The organism is Kitasatospora sp. MAA4, assembly GCF_029893355.1.
GTDB lineage: Bacteria > Actinomycetota > Actinomycetes > Streptomycetales > Streptomycetaceae > Kitasatospora.
In genome coordinates this window covers 311875-325756 of sequence record NZ_JARZAI010000002.1, presented here as the reverse complement: position 1 = coordinate 325756, position 13882 = coordinate 311875, and the positions used below count along the sequence as shown (strand labels likewise).

The 13882-nt window shown below is 71.6% G+C and carries 13 protein-coding genes; 4 read left to right on the top strand and 9 right to left on the bottom strand.

Translation table 11 applies throughout. From position 1 onward, the window contains the following. Positions 1-47: 47 nt before the first annotated feature. From P3T37_RS03775 to P3T37_RS03765, 3 genes are all read left to right on the top strand, one after another. On the top strand, positions 48-980 hold the full coding sequence (locus P3T37_RS03775; RefSeq protein WP_280722114.1) for an NADP-dependent oxidoreductase: 933 nt from the start codon (positions 48-50) through the stop codon (positions 978-980). Between the two features lie 82 nt (positions 981-1062). Then, positions 1063-2334 (top strand): MFS transporter, encoded by a 1272-nt coding sequence (locus P3T37_RS03770; protein WP_280721945.1) that lies wholly within the window; start codon positions 1063-1065, stop codon positions 2332-2334. A 40-nt stretch (positions 2335-2374) separates the two neighbouring features. After that, on the top strand, positions 2375-2752 hold the full coding sequence (locus tag P3T37_RS03765) for an RNA-binding S4 domain-containing protein (RefSeq protein WP_280721944.1): 378 nt from the start codon (positions 2375-2377) through the stop codon (positions 2750-2752). Positions 2753-2761: 9 nt separating this feature from the next. On the opposite strand, the gene P3T37_RS03760 is transcribed toward P3T37_RS03765, so the two are convergent. From P3T37_RS03760 to P3T37_RS03720, 9 genes are all read right to left on the bottom strand, one after another. Then, on the bottom strand, positions 2762-3673 hold the full coding sequence (locus P3T37_RS03760) for a phosphatidylinositol-specific phospholipase C (protein WP_280721943.1): 912 nt from the start codon (positions 3671-3673) through the stop codon (positions 2762-2764). Positions 3674-3761: 88 nt separating this feature from the next. Further along, positions 3762-4493 carry an ABC transporter permease gene (locus P3T37_RS03755; RefSeq protein WP_280721942.1) on the bottom strand — a complete coding sequence of 244 codons (732 nt, stop codon included), beginning with the start codon at positions 4491-4493 and terminating at the stop codon, positions 3762-3764. Beyond that, complete coding sequence (locus tag P3T37_RS03750) at positions 4490-5434, bottom strand: ABC transporter ATP-binding protein (RefSeq protein WP_280721941.1); 945 nt, start codon at positions 5432-5434, stop codon at positions 4490-4492. The genes P3T37_RS03755 and P3T37_RS03750 overlap by 4 nt, the downstream gene beginning before the upstream one ends. A gap of 81 nt (positions 5435-5515) precedes the next feature. Continuing rightward, positions 5516-8041: a rhomboid family intramembrane serine protease gene (locus P3T37_RS03745; RefSeq protein ID WP_280721940.1), complete on the bottom strand. Its 2526-nt coding sequence runs from the start codon at positions 8039-8041 to the stop codon at positions 5516-5518. Next, the gene (locus P3T37_RS03740) at positions 8038-9357 is read right to left on the bottom strand and encodes an alpha/beta hydrolase-fold protein (RefSeq protein WP_280721939.1); all 1320 of its coding nucleotides are present in this window, start codon (positions 9355-9357) and stop codon (positions 8038-8040) included. Before P3T37_RS03740 ends, P3T37_RS03745 begins: the two co-directional genes overlap by 4 nt. Before the next feature lie 90 nt (positions 9358-9447). Then, positions 9448-10287: a metal ABC transporter permease gene (locus tag P3T37_RS03735; protein WP_280721938.1), complete on the bottom strand. Its 840-nt coding sequence runs from the start codon at positions 10285-10287 to the stop codon at positions 9448-9450. Then, entirely contained in the window at positions 10284-11195 is a 912-nt protein-coding gene (locus tag P3T37_RS03730; RefSeq protein WP_280721937.1) for a metal ABC transporter permease, read from the bottom strand. Before P3T37_RS03730 ends, P3T37_RS03735 begins: the two co-directional genes overlap by 4 nt. Then, positions 11182-12090 (bottom strand): ATP-binding cassette domain-containing protein, encoded by a 909-nt coding sequence (locus P3T37_RS03725; protein WP_280721936.1) that lies wholly within the window; start codon positions 12088-12090, stop codon positions 11182-11184. The genes P3T37_RS03730 and P3T37_RS03725 overlap by 14 nt, the downstream gene beginning before the upstream one ends. Beyond that, positions 12087-13076: a zinc ABC transporter substrate-binding protein gene (locus tag P3T37_RS03720; protein WP_280721935.1), complete on the bottom strand. Its 990-nt coding sequence runs from the start codon at positions 13074-13076 to the stop codon at positions 12087-12089. The genes P3T37_RS03725 and P3T37_RS03720 overlap by 4 nt, the downstream gene beginning before the upstream one ends. A gap of 221 nt (positions 13077-13297) precedes the next feature. Here P3T37_RS03720 and P3T37_RS03715 point away from each other — a divergent pair, with 221 nt between their 5' ends. Continuing rightward, complete coding sequence (locus P3T37_RS03715; protein ID WP_280721934.1) at positions 13298-13801, top strand: BMP family ABC transporter substrate-binding protein; 504 nt, start codon at positions 13298-13300, stop codon at positions 13799-13801. The last annotated feature ends 81 nt before the right edge of the window (positions 13802-13882 follow it).

Sequence of the window (13882 nt, the reverse complement as noted above, 5' to 3'; positions counted from 1 at the left end):
ACTATTCTCCCAGCTCAGCGCTGATCCATTCTGAACCCATGACCACGATGAAGGCGATTAGCCAGCACACCTACGGCGGCACCGAAGTTCTCCAGGAGATCGAGATCGACCGCCCCTCCCCCGGTCCCTCCGAGGTGCTCGTCCGCGTCCGCGCGGCGGGCATGAACCCGACCGACTGGAAGCACAAGCGAGCCGGCGGCCTGGTCGGCAAGCTGCCGCTGGTCCTCGGCTGGGACGTCTCGGGCGTGGTGGAGGCCGTCGGCCTCGGCGTCACGATCCACCGGGTCGGCGACGAGGTGTTCGGCATGCTGCCCTACCCGCACGGCGTCGGCGCGTTCGCCGAGTACGTGGTGGCCCCGGCACGCGCACTGGCCCGCAAGCCCGCGGGCATCGACCACGTGCAGGCCGGCGCGCTCCCGCTGGCCGCGCTGACCGCCTGGCAGGCCCTGGTGGACGCGGCGGACATCCAGCCCGGCCAGCGGGTGCTGATCCACGCCGCCGCGGGCGGTGTCGGCCACCTCGCCGTGCAGATCGCCAAGGAGCGCGGCGCGTACGTGATCGGCACGGCGAGCGCGCCCAAGCACGCGCTCCTGCGCGAGCTGGGCGCCGACGAGCTGATCGACTACCGGACCGAGGACTTCACCGCGATCGACCCGGTCGACCTGGTGCTGGACACCGTCGGCGGCGACACGGCTATGCGCTCACTCGAAACCCTGAAGCCCGGCGGCCAGTTGATCACCATCGCCGTCATGGCAACGCCCGAGGCCCTCGCCGAACAGGCCGCCGCCCGCGGGGTGCGGGCCTACCAGCTCCTCGTCGAGGCCGACCAGGCGGGCATGCGCGCCATCGCCGACCTGGTCACCGCGGGCCGGCTGCGGGCCGTGGTGGAGGCTGTCTTCCCGCTCGCCGAGTTCGCCAAGGGCCACGACCTCGGCGACACCGGCCGGGTCACCGGGAAGGTCGTCCTCACGGTGCCGTAGCCATTAAATATCTTGACATCAAGACTTCTCCCGGACAGGCTTCCCTTGATCTTCTGACGTCAAGACATCTCCGGGGGCCGCGATGCGGAACAGACACGGCCTGATCGCGCAGCTGCGCCGTCCCCCGGGCGGCCGGGACGCGCGGATCATGCTCACAGCCCTGTTCCTGGACCGGACCGGTTCAGGGCTGTGGGCCGCCTCCGCCGTCCTCTACTTCACCTTCGTGGTCCACCTGGACAGCCGCCAGATCGGCCTGCTGCTGGGCGTGGCCGGGCTGGCGGGCATCGCGGGCTCGCCCCTGGCAGGCCGCCTGGCCGGCCGCTTCCCGGTGCGCCCGCTGCTGATCGGCTGCCACCTGCTGCGCCTGGCGGCGCTCTCCCTGCTGCTGGTGAGCAGCGGCTTCGACGCGCTGCTCCCCGTGGTCGCCGTCATCTCGCTGGGCGACCGGGCGGCCAAAACGCTGGAGACGCTGTTCGCCACCCAGGTGGCGGGCGAACACCGCTCCACCTACCAGGCACTGTCACGCACCACGATGAACGCCGGCATGGCGCTCGGCTCCGGCATCGCCGCCCTCGGCCTGGCCGTCGGCACCCGTGACGCCTACCGGGTCCTGATCCTGGGCGACGCGCTCTCCTTCCTGCTCGTCGCCGCCCTGGTCCGCCGCACCGCCCCACACCCCGCCGACGCGCCTGCAACGCCGAGCCTGCACGCGCCGACACCGCAGGCGACGAGCCCGTGGCGCGACCGCGGCTACCTGCTCTTCGTCCTGCTGGACGTCCCGATGTGCCTGGACGACTCGGTGCTCAACGTCGGCCTCCCGCTCTGGCTGGTGACCCGCACCACCGCGCCGCACGCGCTCGTCCCGGCCTTCCTGATCCTCAACACCGTGCTCGTCGTCCTCCTCCAACTCCGCGTCTCCGCCCGGGCCGAGGGCCCACGCCGGGCCGCCCACGCGGTCCTGCTGTACGGGATCGGGACGGCCCTGTGCTGCGCCGCCGTCGCAGCCTCCGCCGGTCACGGCGCCCGCGCCGCCACCCTCGCCATGCTCGGCGCGGCCCTGCTGGTCACCCTCACCGAACTGATGCGCTCGGTCAGCTCCTGGGAGCTGGCGTTCTCCCTCGCTCCCCCGCAGTCCCGAGCGGCCTACCTGGGCGTGGCCGGAATGTCGCAGTCGATACAGAAGTCCGCCGGACCACCCCTGCTCACCGGCGTGGTGATGGCCGCAGGCCCCGCCGGCTGGCTCCTGCTCGGCACAGCCGTCGCCGGCCTGTCCCTCCTCCAACGCGCCACCTGCCTCCGCCGCCTGCACGCCATGCAGACCGCACACCCAGTTCCCGTCCCCGCCGGCTCCTAGCAGGGCCCGCTTGATGAGTGCGCGAGGCTAGAGTCGGGTTATGGCGACGAACGAGGGAACCGGGACGGTACGGGTCGACAGCTGGATCTGGTCCGTCCGGCTCACCAAGACCCGGGCGCTGGCTGCCGCGGCCTGCCGATCCGGGCATGTGCGGGTCAATGGGGAGCGGGTCAAGCCGGCGCAGTCGATCCGGGTCGGGGACGAGGTGCGGGTGCGTCAGGACGGGCGGGAGCGGATCGTCGTCGTCAGGGACACCGTGCGCAAGCGGGTCGGGCCGCCCGTCGCAGCCGAGTGCTACGTCGACAACAGCCCGCCGCCGGCGCCCGAGGACGCCGTGGCGGTGGGCCGTCGCGACCGCGGTACCGGCCGCCCCACCAAGCGCGACCGGCGCGAGCTGGAGCGGCTGCACCAGGAGTAGGCCGACAGCTCAGAGGCCGAAGTTGAGGGCGTACAGCGGCTGCACCGCCCCCGGGGTGACGAAGTCCATCGGCACCGTCCCGAGCACCGGACGGGCGGCGGCGTTGAGGCCGCCGAGGTAGCCGGTCAGCCGGGGGGCCATCGCCTCGGCGGCCTGCTGCGGCCACAGGCCCCAGCCCGAGGAGGTGGTGAAGGTGACGTACAGCTTCTGCGGGTCCGCCGAGGCCCGGGCCGCGTCCAGGTGGGCGGAGACCTCGGGCCACTTGCGCGAGGCGATCTCGAAGATCGTCCCGATCTGGTAGTCGTCCTCGATGTCCATCCCGGCGCCGCCCCACGGGATGCCCGGCAGGCCGGAGCTGTCCGCCAGCACCACGACCCGGCCGCGCACCTCGCCGAGCTGCGGGATCCGGTTCTCGGCCCAGAGCAGACCGGACCACTTGGCCTGGTAGCCCGCGAAGATCGCCGCGAAGTCCGCGTCGGAGACGGTCGAGTACTCCTGCTTGACCCGCATCACCACGCACTCCCCCGGATGCTGGGCCAGGAAGGCCTGGCAGAGGTTGAGCACGTCGCCGAAGAAGATCTGCTGGAAGAACGGGCCGTGGTGGATCGCGAAGACGCCGTTGATCGCGCGGCAGCGGATGTCCAGGAAGCGGACGCCGGCGGCGAGTTGGTCCGGGACGGCGAGGGTCTGGGTCTGCGTGATCGGGCCGCCGTAGCGCGAGCAGGTGTCGTGCGTCCCGGGGACGGTCAGTCTGGACAGGTAGCCGGCGTCGGGCAGGGCGCCCATCCAGTCGGTCCCGGCGGGCAGTTCGGCCGCCCGGGCCGGCGCCACCGCGCGAGCGAGCCCGAGGCCCGCCGCGCCCAGCACCAGCGCCGAGCGGGCGAAGGTGCGCCGACTGATCTGCGTACCCGTCAAGTCCATGAGTGCTCCCCCTAGTTGACCCGCCTACTTTTTGTCATGGCTATTATCAACAGCACCCAGGCCCAGCAACAGGCCGCGCGGGGCCGGACTATTCGTCGATCTTCGCGTCGCGCTGGTAGACGTACCCCGCGAAGACGATGGTCGCCACCACCCACAGTGCGATCACCACCAGGTCGGTGGCGTTGCCGTTCAGCCCGGTGACCCGGTTCATCACGTAGTCCCGGGCCGCGTAGCTGGGCAGCGCCTTGCCGACGTCGGCCAGTGCCCCGCTGCCGAGGGTGAACCAGAGTCCGCCGAGGATCGCCATCACGAAGTACGTGATCATCGCGACCAGTTGCACGCTGTCCTGCGGCAGCGCGTAGCCGATCGCGATCCCCAGCGCGGTGAAGGCGAACGAGGTGATCCAGATGATCACCGTCGCCTCCAGCCAGACCGCCGCGTGGAGGTGCACACCCATCAGTCCGCCCACCACGAAGACCACCACGATCGCCGGCAGGGTGACCATCGCGGCCGAGGCGATCTTCGCCACCACGTAGCCGTTGCCCGGCAGCGTGGTCAGTTTCAGCTGCTTGATCCAGCCGTCCGTGCGCTCCTGGGCGATCTTCTGCGCGTTGTTCATCAGGGCCGCGCCGAGCGCGCCGAACAGGGCCATCGCGACCATGTAGTAGTTGCGGACCGGGATCCCGCCGATCTCGCCCTTCGCGCTGCCGCCGATCACCACGAACAGCAGGGTCGGGTAGAGCACCGAGAAGAAGAGCACCCGGCGGTTGCGGAACACCCGCAGGATCTCCAGTCGGGTCAGCGCCCACACACCGTTCATGACTCGCCCTCCTCGCCGTCCCGGCCGCTGTTGTCCTGTTCGGTGATGGCGATGAAGGCCTGTTCCAGGCCGAGCGCCGTCACCTCGATCTCGGTGGGGCGGTGCCCGGCGTCGAGCACCGCGTACAGGGTGGCGTCGGAGTCCGAGGTCTGGATCCGCGCCAGCCCGCCGGAGAGGTCCACCGAGCGCACCCCGGGCATCGCCAGCAGCTGCTCCTCGCGGATGCCGGGCAGCCGGAACGCCACCCGGCGGAATCCCGCCATCGCCTTGATCTCGGCGGCGGTGCCCTCCGCGAGCAGCCGGCCCTTGTTGATCACGACCACCAGGTCGGCGGCCTGGTCGGCCTCCTCCAGGTAGTGGGTGGCGAACAGGATGGTCTTGCCCCGGCGGGCCTCGGCGTTCATCGCGTGCCAGAAGATCTGCCGGTTCTCCACGTCCATGCCGGTGGTCGGCTCGTCCAGCACCAGCAGGTCGTTCTCGCCGGCGATCGCCACCGCGAACCGCACCCGCTGGGTCTGGCCGCCGGAGAGTTTGTCGACCTTGCGGTCGGCGATGTCGGTGATGTTGGCGCGCTCCAGCAGTTCCCCGATCTCCAGTGGTTTGGGGTGCAGTTGGGTGATCAGCGTCAGGAACTCCCGGACGGTCACCTCCCGCATCAGGCCGCCGGACTGCAGCATCACCCCGATCCGCCCGGCGTTCACCGCCTCGCGCGGGCTGCCGCCGAGTACCCGTACCGTGCCGCCGGTCGGCTTGCGCAGCCCGAGCAGCAGATCGATCGAGGTGGACTTGCCGGCGCCGTTGGGGCCGAGCAGCGCGATGGTGCGGCCCTGCGGCAGCTGGAGGCTGAGTTCGTCCACCGCCCTGACCGGTCCGAAGTGCTTGGAGACTGCGCGGAAATCCACGGCCGGCGCACTCGACGCCGTCGATCGATCCTCACTCATGGGCGATCCCTTCGCACTCGGCGGTCAGTGACCGGTCTCCTACCCATCCGGGCGTTCCGCTATGGCTGTTGACGGACGTACTCACGTGGACATCCTGCGCATCAGGCGCACGCCCTGGCCCGGGGTCAGGTGCGGCAGGTAGGCCTTGCCGATCGCCCGGGTGATGTTCGCCAGCGCCGCCGGATCCGGATACACCATGTACAGCGGCCGGTACTCCGGCTGGAACTTCGCCTTGAACGCCAGCAGCGAGCGGAACCCGTACACCGGCTCCAGCGTCCGGCCCATCCAGTCCAGCAACCGCTGCAACACGTTGGCCGGGTCCCCGTCGTCCGCGCGGGCCAGCGGCGCGCCCGACAGGCTCAGGAACAGCGCCCCCTCCTCCTTGAACCCCAGCGCGGCCGAGGCGATCAGGAACTCCATCACCCCCCGGAACCCCTCCGAGCGCCGCCGCATGAAGTCCAGCGTCCACCCCACCGGCTCCCCGTCCCGGTACACCGGCATCCACGACGTCAACCCGTGCACCGTCCGATCCCCGTCCACCGCCACCAGCACCCGCACCGCCGGATCGTCCAACTCCTCCAGACCCCCCAGCGTGAACCCCATCTCCGGCAACCCCTTGTCCGACACCCACTCCTCCGAGATCGACCGGATCTGATCCCGGATCACCAGCGGCGCAGACCCCCAGCTCCACCACTCCGCCGTGATCCCCTCCTTCCCCGCCCTGTTCAGCGACGTCCGGATGTCCTGCCACTTCTTGCCCGTGAACGCCAGCTCCGGCAGCGCCACCACCGTGTCCTCCGCCACCTGCACCGACCGCCACCCCAGCGCCTCCGCCTCCCCCCGCACCCCCGGCGTCACGCTGTAGAAGCACGGCGTCCACCCCCGCGCATCACAGAACGCCGCGAACCCCGCCACCGCCCGCCCGCACGCCCCCGGCTCCCCGAACGGATCCCCCGTCGTCAACGCCACCGTCGCGAACACCCGGTACGCCACCGCCGCCTCACCCTCCGCATCGAACCAGTAGTGGTTCCCGTCCCACGTCGACAGGAACGACAACGTCGAACCCCCGTGCCGCTCCAGCAACGCCCGCGCCCGCGCCCCCGCCGCCGCATCCGCATGCACCCACGGCCGCCGAAACGCCACCAGCAACCCCACCAGCGCCACCGCCCAGAACAGCACTCCGCAGTAGTCCTCCAGCACCCGGGTCGCTCCACCGGTGGTGACGGGGTAGCTCGGCAGCAGGTCGTTGTAGGCGGGCGGCAGGAACTCCGAGGGCAGCCCCTTCAGCAACCGGCCCAGGGTGGCCCGCGGTTCGTACTGGTCGCGCAGCAGCCAGCCGACCCCCACGTACGCGGCGCAGGCCAGCAGGAAGGCGCCGCCGATCACCGCGCCCAGCCGGATCACCGCCCGGCGCGGCAGCCGCAGGTCGAAGCGGTCCTGGGTGAGCATCAGCAGCATCAGGATCAGCACCGGCAGCAGCAGCGCCTCGCCGTAGATCTGCAGCACGTAGGAGGTGGGATCGGCCCGGTCGCTGCCCGTGAAGTCGTCCTTGACCGCCCAGCCGACCAGCGAGATCCACCCGACCTGCGCCAGCACGGTGATCCACCAGGCCAGCCGCAGGCCGCGGCGCAGGCCCTCGGCGAGCACGAAGAGCAGCAGCGGGATCAGGATCCCCATCAGCAGGCCGGGCGAGTTGAAGAAGTGCTGGGTGGAGTGCGCGCGGGCGCACTCCATGGCCGAGGTCTCGCACGCCACCCGGACGTCCTCGCCGGTGGGCGCCTGCGAGAAGTACAGGCCGGCCAGGTTGTTGAAGGGACCACTGGCGTTCTTGTAGACGCTCGCCACCAGCGGTCCGATCGCCGAGGCGGCCACGCACAGGGCCACCAGCACCCGGGCCTCGTTGTGCGAGGTACGGCGCAGACGCAGGTCGCCGGGCCGCCCGTAGAGCACCGCCCCGACCAGCAGACCGACCAGCGCGCCGCACAGCCGCTGCACGCTCGCCAGGTAGCCGACGTACAGCACCATCACCAACGGCACCAGCAGCGCCAGCAGTTGTGTGCGGCGCTGCCACAGCGTGGTGAGCCGGAAGCTCAGCACCATGGCCAGCGCGAAGATGCCGGGGGTGGGGCCGACCGCGATCTGGTCCTTGATGTCCTCGGTCCAGGCCGACCCGGCCGCCACGCCGAGCCGCACCACGGCGGTGCCCAGCAGCGTGCCGGCCACCTGGCCGCCGACCAGCACGCCGGCCGCCCTCGGCGTGCCGAGACGCCGTTCGGCCTGTGGGCCGATCAGCACCAGCAGCAGGCTGGCCACCACGTACGCGACGACCCCGGTGCACCAGAAGAGCGAGGTGACCGGCGTCCACCAGTGCCCGGCCTGCAGGGTCGGGATGCCGACCCCGACGTTCACCAGCAGGTGGTGCGGCGGGCGGGCCCGCAGCGAGTCGGTGGCGGCGCCGATCACCCAGAGCGCCACCAGCAGGCCCAGGGTGACCGGCGCGCTGCGCAACGGACCGACCAGTAGCTCCAGTTGACGCAGCCAGCGGTAGCCGCGCTCGGGCGCGGGGGCGAGCGGGACGGCGTCTTCGCGAACCGGCGGGGTGGTCATCGGAGGATTCCTGTCTGCTGGGCCAGCCACGGGATGTTCTGGGCGAGCCCGACCCGGAACACCGTCCAGTCGTGCCCGCCGGGCAGGGTCCCGGCGATCGCCTTCATGCCGCACCGGAGCGCCGCCTGGTAGACCGTCTTCTGCTGCGGCCCGTACTCGCCGTCGCCGGCGCCGACCACGAACGAGGCGGCGGTGTCCGGGAACCGCTGCCGGGCCATCACCTGCACCGGGTCCACCGCGTCGAAGGCCGCCTCGTCGCCGCCGAAGGCGGTGTCCACGGTCTTGGTGTGGCTGCCCAGGGTGGGTTCGCTCTGGCCCGAGATGTCCAGGAACGAGCCGTACACCTGCGGTGCGTTGACGGCGAGTTGCAGGGCGCAGGTGCCGCCGAGCGAGAGCCCGCCGATCGACCAGTGGGCGCGCCCGACGGCGGTCTGCAGGTGCGCGTGGACCCAGTTCGGCACGTCCTCGGCCAGGTAGGTCTGCGCCTGGGCGATCTTCGAGTTCATGCAGAGGGTGTTGCTGAAGTCCGACCCGATCGGGTCGGCGACCACCACGATCGGGGCCAGGCCGTGGTGGGCGGCGGCGAAGGCGTCCATCGCGTCCGGCATGTTGCCCGAGGTCACCCAGTCCAGTGGGCTGCCCGGCTGCCCGGCCATCAGGATCAGGACGGGCAGCAGCGGGCGCGGGTCGGTCTGGTAGGCGGGCGGCAGGTAGACGTAGGCCGAGCGCGGGTGGAAGCCGGAGATCAGCCCCGGGATCGGCGCGGTGGAGACGCTGCCCTTGGCGGGCATCTTGGCCGGCGGCTGCCAGACCTCGAAGAGCGTCCTGCCGGGCGGCGCGGTGACGGTTCTCGCCTCGGTGCCGGCCGGCAGCGCGGTGGTCTTCTGCAGCCAGGGCGCGAACAGCACGCGCAGACTCGGGTACTGGTCGAAGTGCCGGTTGACCTGGTTGCCCGCCATCAGCAGGACCAGCACCGCGGCCAGCACGGCGGCGCCCCGCCCGCGCCAGCGCAGCGCCGGCACCCGGAACCCCGCCAGGAAGACGCCGAGCACCCCGGTGCCGATCCAGAACCACACCTTGCGCGCCAGCGGCTCGGCGAAGGGCTGCCACCAGTCGTCGATCCAGAAGTGCAGCAGCAGGGTGCTCACGCCGGTCAGCACCACCGCGCACGGCAACCAGCGGGTCCACCAGTGCGGGTCGCGCGAGATCACCAGGGCGGCCAGCGCGGCCACGCCCACCACCACGAGCAGCACCGGGAGGACACCCTCGGTCAGTGACCAGTCGAGCGGGTTCCCGACCGCCACGGACTGGGTCATGGGTGCTCCTCGGGATGGGCGCGGCCTAGAGCGCCAGTGAATCCCTGCACACCGCCCCGGGCATCCGCAGCCCGCCGACCGGGTGAACTCCTACGACACCGCTACGGGCGTCCGGGCCGCCCGCGCGGGCCGGACTAGGAAGGTCGCGGCGTAGACGGCGGTCGCGGTGGCCATGATCGCGAAGCTGGGCGGCAGCGTGGGGAACTCGGCGCTGAGCAGCAGCCCGATCCACATCTCCAGCACCGCGAGACCCGCTGACAGCCCGAGCGCGCGGAAGGGGCGGTCGGTGAGCCGGATCGCAGCGCCGGCGGGGGCGGCGAGCAGGCCGAGCAGCAGGAGTGAGCCGACGGCCTGGGTGGCCTCGCCGGCGGTGGCGCCGACCAGGGCGAGGAAGCCGAGTCCCAGTACCCGTACCGGTACCCCCCGCGCCGCCGCGACGGCCTCGTCCAGGGTGGCGAAGAGCAGCGGTCGGGCGATGGCCAGCAGTGCGGCGCAGACGGCGGCGGCGATCAGGACGGCCAGCAGGGTCTGGCCGCTGTTGAGTCCGAAGATGGAGCCGAAGAGGACGCTGGTTCCGGCGCCGCCCTGGGCGGCGCTGCGGGAGGTGGTGTAGACGGTGAGGAAGAAGGCGCCCAGGCCGAGGATCCAGGCGAAGACGCTGCCGATGGCGACGTCGTCGGGGCGGCCCTTGCGGCCGATGCCGCCGAGCAGCAGTCCGCCGCCGACGGTGCCGGCGAAGAGTCCCAGGCGCAGGTCGTAGCCGCCGGCCAGGGCGGCCATGGCGCCGGTGAAGGCGACGTGGCTGAGTGCGTCGCCGGTGAAGATCTGGGCGCGCAGCACCAGGAAGTAGCCGACCAGTCCAGCCGCCAGCGCGATGAAGGTGCCGGCCAGCAGGGCGTGCTGGAAGAACGGCTGGCTGAGCGCGTTCATGCCGCGCCTCCGATCACGAGCGGGCCGCGGCCACGGCTCAGCGCCTCGTGGAGGGCGCGGCCGAGATGGGCCAGGACGTAGCCGCCGAAGGCGAAGGCGGTGACGAAGAAGCCGAGCGGGTACGGCTGGTAGTAGGCGGCGATCAGGCCCAGCCAGCAGGAGGCCAGTGCGATCAGCACGGCCAGCAGCAGGCTGCGCCCGGGGCGGGCGGTGAGCTGCTGGGCGGTGGCGGCCGGGACCACCATCAGCGCGAAGACCAGCAGGGTGCCGGTGATCTGGCCGGCCTCGGCGGTCGCGGCGCCCAGCAGCACCAGGAAGACGGTCCCCAGCAGGCGCACCGGCACGCCGCGCCCGGCGGCGACCTCCGGGTCGACGGACGCGAACAGCAGCGGGCGTCCGATCACCGCCAGGACGGCCAGGACGATCGCGCCGACCACCGCGAGCACTGTCACCTGGCCGGTGGTGATGCCCAGGAAGCTGCCGAACAGCAGCGATTCGGGGCCGCTGAGCAGGCCCTTGTAGAGCGTGATGAAGAGGAAGCCGCAGGCCAGCGCGAACGCCTGGACGGTGCCGGTGACGGCGGACTCCTCAGCGCCGCTGTCCCGCCCCTTGCGCCGCAGCGCTGCGATCACCAGGGCGGCGGCCACGCAGAAGCCGAAGTAGCCGAAGGTGGCGCTGACGCCGAGCAGGGTGGCCAGCGAGGCGCCGGGGAAGGCGGCCACCGACAGGGTGTGCCCGGCGAAGGTCTGCCGGCGCAGCACCATGAACCAGCCGACCGCCGCGGACACCACCGCGACGATCGCGCCGGCCCGGAAGGCGTTGACCATGAACGGGTAGGACCACATCTCCTGGAAGTCGCTGAGCAGGTTCCAGGAGAAGACCGGCGAGGCGGCGTCAGCGAGCAGCACGGTCGCCTCCGGTCCCGATGACGGCGCCGGGCTCGGCGTGCCGGTCGGCGTGCACGGCCGGTGCCTCGGGCTGGCCGACCACCACCAGGCGCCCGTCGGAGGTGCGCAGCACCTCGACCGGGGTCCGGTAGAGCCGGGTGAGCGTCTGCGAGGTGATCACCTCGGCGGGGGTACCGCTGACGGCGCCGCCCTCGGCGATGTAGACCACCCGGTCCAGGTGGTGCAGGATCGGGTTGACGTCGTGGGCGACCATCAGCACGGCCACCCCCTCCTGGTGGCAGATCCGGCCCAGCAGCGCGGCCACCGCGCTCTGGTTGGGCAGGTCGAGACTGTCCAACGGCTCGTCCAGCAGCAGCAGTCGGGGGCGGCGCACGAGCGCCTGAGCGATCAGCAGCCGCTGCTGCTCGCCGCCCGAGCACTGGCCGATCGGGCGGTGCGCGTAGCCGGCGGCACCGACCAACTCGATGACCTCGTCCACCCTCTGGGCATCCGCCCGGCGGCGCGCGGAGCGCAGGCCGGGCAGCGGGACACCCCAGCGGTCGCCGTCCAGGCCGAGCCGCACGACGTCGGTGCCGCGGATCCGCAGGCTCGCGTCGAAGCTGCGGCGCTGCGGCAGGTAGCCGACGTGGGGATTGCCCTGGCCGGGGGCGGCGCCGAGCACCCGGGCCTGGCCGGCCGCGGCGGGGACCATCCCGAGCAGCAGCTTGACCAGGGTGGACTTGCCGACCCCGTTCGGGCCGAGGACGGCGGTGAACTCGCCCTGCCCCACCGTGAGATCGACGTCCGACCAGAGGGTCCGGCCGCCCACCCGGACGGCCACGCCGTCCAGCGCGACCACCGGCGTACCGGGCGACGCGGCGCCGGACTCCGTCAACTCCGTGGCAGTCGTGGTCACTTGGTCACCGCCTGGCTCAGCGCATCGGCGATGCCCTGGAGTTCCTTGGTCTGCCAGACCTGGAAGGTGCTGCCGGCCGGCGCGAGGGTCTCGGTGACCGTGGCGACCGGGATGCCCTGCGCCTTGGCCGCGTTGACCTGGGCGGTCACGTCGGGCGTGGCGTTCTGGGAGTTGTAGACGTAGATCTTGATCTGCTTGGAGCTGATCTGGCGGTCGATGGTCGCCTTGTCGGCGGCGGTGGGGTCGGTGCCCTCGCTCATCGCGCTCAGGAAGCTGTCGGGGGTGAGCATCGTCAGGCCCAGGCCCGCGGCGAGCGGGGTGACGATCGACTCGGAGGCCCCGATCGGGGTGCCCGTGTACTTCGCCTTGATGTCGGATATCAGCTGATGGTACGAAGCGAGAGCAGTGCTCTCGTAAGCGCTCTTCCGACTGTCGAAGTACGCGGCGTCGGTCGGGTCGATCTTCTGGTAGTCGGCGGTTATCCGGTCGATCACCTGGGTGACACTGGCGGGCGCGTACCACTGGTGCGGGTTGCCGCCCTCCTTGACGCCGACCAGGTCGCCGACGGTCAGGGTGGTGCGGGCCTTGCTGGGATTGGCGCCCAGCAGCTTGCCGGCCCAGCCGTCGTAGCCGATGCCGTTGACGATCGCGTACCCCGCGCCCGCCACGGTCCGGCCGTCGGCGGCGGTGGGCTCGTAGGAGTGCGGATCGGTGTCCGGGTTGGTGATGATGCTGGTCACCTTCACGTGGTCGCCGCCGAGCTGGGCGGCGATGCTCCCCCAGAAGTTCTCGGCCGCGACCACCTGGATCACCTTGCCGCTCCCGCCGCCGCTCCCGCCGTCCGCCGAGTCGCCGCTCTTCACCGGCGAGGTGGTGGCACAGGCACTGAGGGCCAGCAGCGCGACGACGGAGGCGACCGCGATCGGCGCCAGTCGCGCCCGGTTGGACCGTCGCGCGGAGGCCCGGCGGGGCTGGGGGGCTGGCATGAGTACGGGCACTCCTCTGGACACGGACCCCGGAGGAGGGGTTCGACTCGGTGGACGTCACCCAGAGTATCTGGCAACGGTTTTCATCTCCAAGCCAGATGGCCACTGAGATGACAATCATTACCGAATCTTGACCGATCATCCCACGCTCAACCGGAGGCTAGGATCTCGGCTTCGTCGGGTCGGTACAGCGCTGACCATGATCATGTGAGGAGCCGAGGATGGATCAGCGTCAGATCTGGTGGGCAGCGGGCCTGGGCGGTGGAGCGCTGGTGGTGGGGGGCGTACTGCTGGCCACCCTGCCGGGACACAAGCCGGCGCCGCTGCCGATCCGCGCCCGCCAGTACACCCAGGTGCGGGCCTGCCTGCTCACCGACCAGCAGGGCGTGACCGCCACGGCGGACGCCCCGGTCTGGGCCGGCATGCAGGACGGGTCGGCGGCCAGCCACGCGCAGGTCTCCTCGCTGCCGGTGATCGGCCCGGCGACGGTCCCCAACGCGCAGTCGTACGCGAACACCCTGATCCAGCAGAAGTGCTCGGTGGTGCTCGCAGCCGACCCGCTGCCCGGCCAGGCGCTGCGCGCGGTGGCGGCGGCCAACCCGAAGGTGCACTTCGTGCTGGTCGACCACGGCACCTCGGCGGGCAACCTGGCGGTCATCGACGCGGCGTCAGACGTGCGCGCCTCGGTGGCGAAGGCCGTGGAGGGCGCGGGGGCCGCAAGCTAACCCCAAATCGGGCATTTAGTGGACCGTCCAGGCGAACAATGGGACGCAGTACTCCCCCGCCGCGCCCTACTCCGAGCTCAG

Coding starts and splice junctions, on each gene's coding strand:
- P3T37_RS03750 (WP_280721941.1), bottom strand. CDS start 5,434: ATGAGTGAGGATCGATCGACGGCGTCGAGTGCGCCGGCCGTGGATTTC.
- P3T37_RS03755 (WP_280721942.1), bottom strand. CDS start 4,493: ATGAACGGTGTGTGGGCGCTGACCCGACTGGAGATCCTGCGGGTGTTC.
- P3T37_RS03770 (WP_280721945.1), top strand. CDS start 1,063: ATGCGGAACAGACACGGCCTGATCGCGCAGCTGCGCCGTCCCCCGGGC.
- P3T37_RS03765 (WP_280721944.1), top strand. CDS start 2,375: ATGGCGACGAACGAGGGAACCGGGACGGTACGGGTCGACAGCTGGATC.
- P3T37_RS03720 (WP_280721935.1), bottom strand. CDS start 13,076: ATGCCAGCCCCCCAGCCCCGCCGGGCCTCCGCGCGACGGTCCAACCGG.
- P3T37_RS03745 (WP_280721940.1), bottom strand. CDS start 8,041: ATGACCACCCCGCCGGTTCGCGAAGACGCCGTCCCGCTCGCCCCCGCG.
- P3T37_RS03775 (WP_280722114.1), top strand. CDS start 48: ATGAAGGCGATTAGCCAGCACACCTACGGCGGCACCGAAGTTCTCCAG.
- P3T37_RS03740 (WP_280721939.1), bottom strand. CDS start 9,357: ATGACCCAGTCCGTGGCGGTCGGGAACCCGCTCGACTGGTCACTGACC.
- P3T37_RS03715 (WP_280721934.1), top strand. CDS start 13,298: ATGGATCAGCGTCAGATCTGGTGGGCAGCGGGCCTGGGCGGTGGAGCG.
- P3T37_RS03760 (WP_280721943.1), bottom strand. CDS start 3,673: ATGGACTTGACGGGTACGCAGATCAGTCGGCGCACCTTCGCCCGCTCG.
- P3T37_RS03735 (WP_280721938.1), bottom strand. CDS start 10,287: ATGAACGCGCTCAGCCAGCCGTTCTTCCAGCACGCCCTGCTGGCCGGC.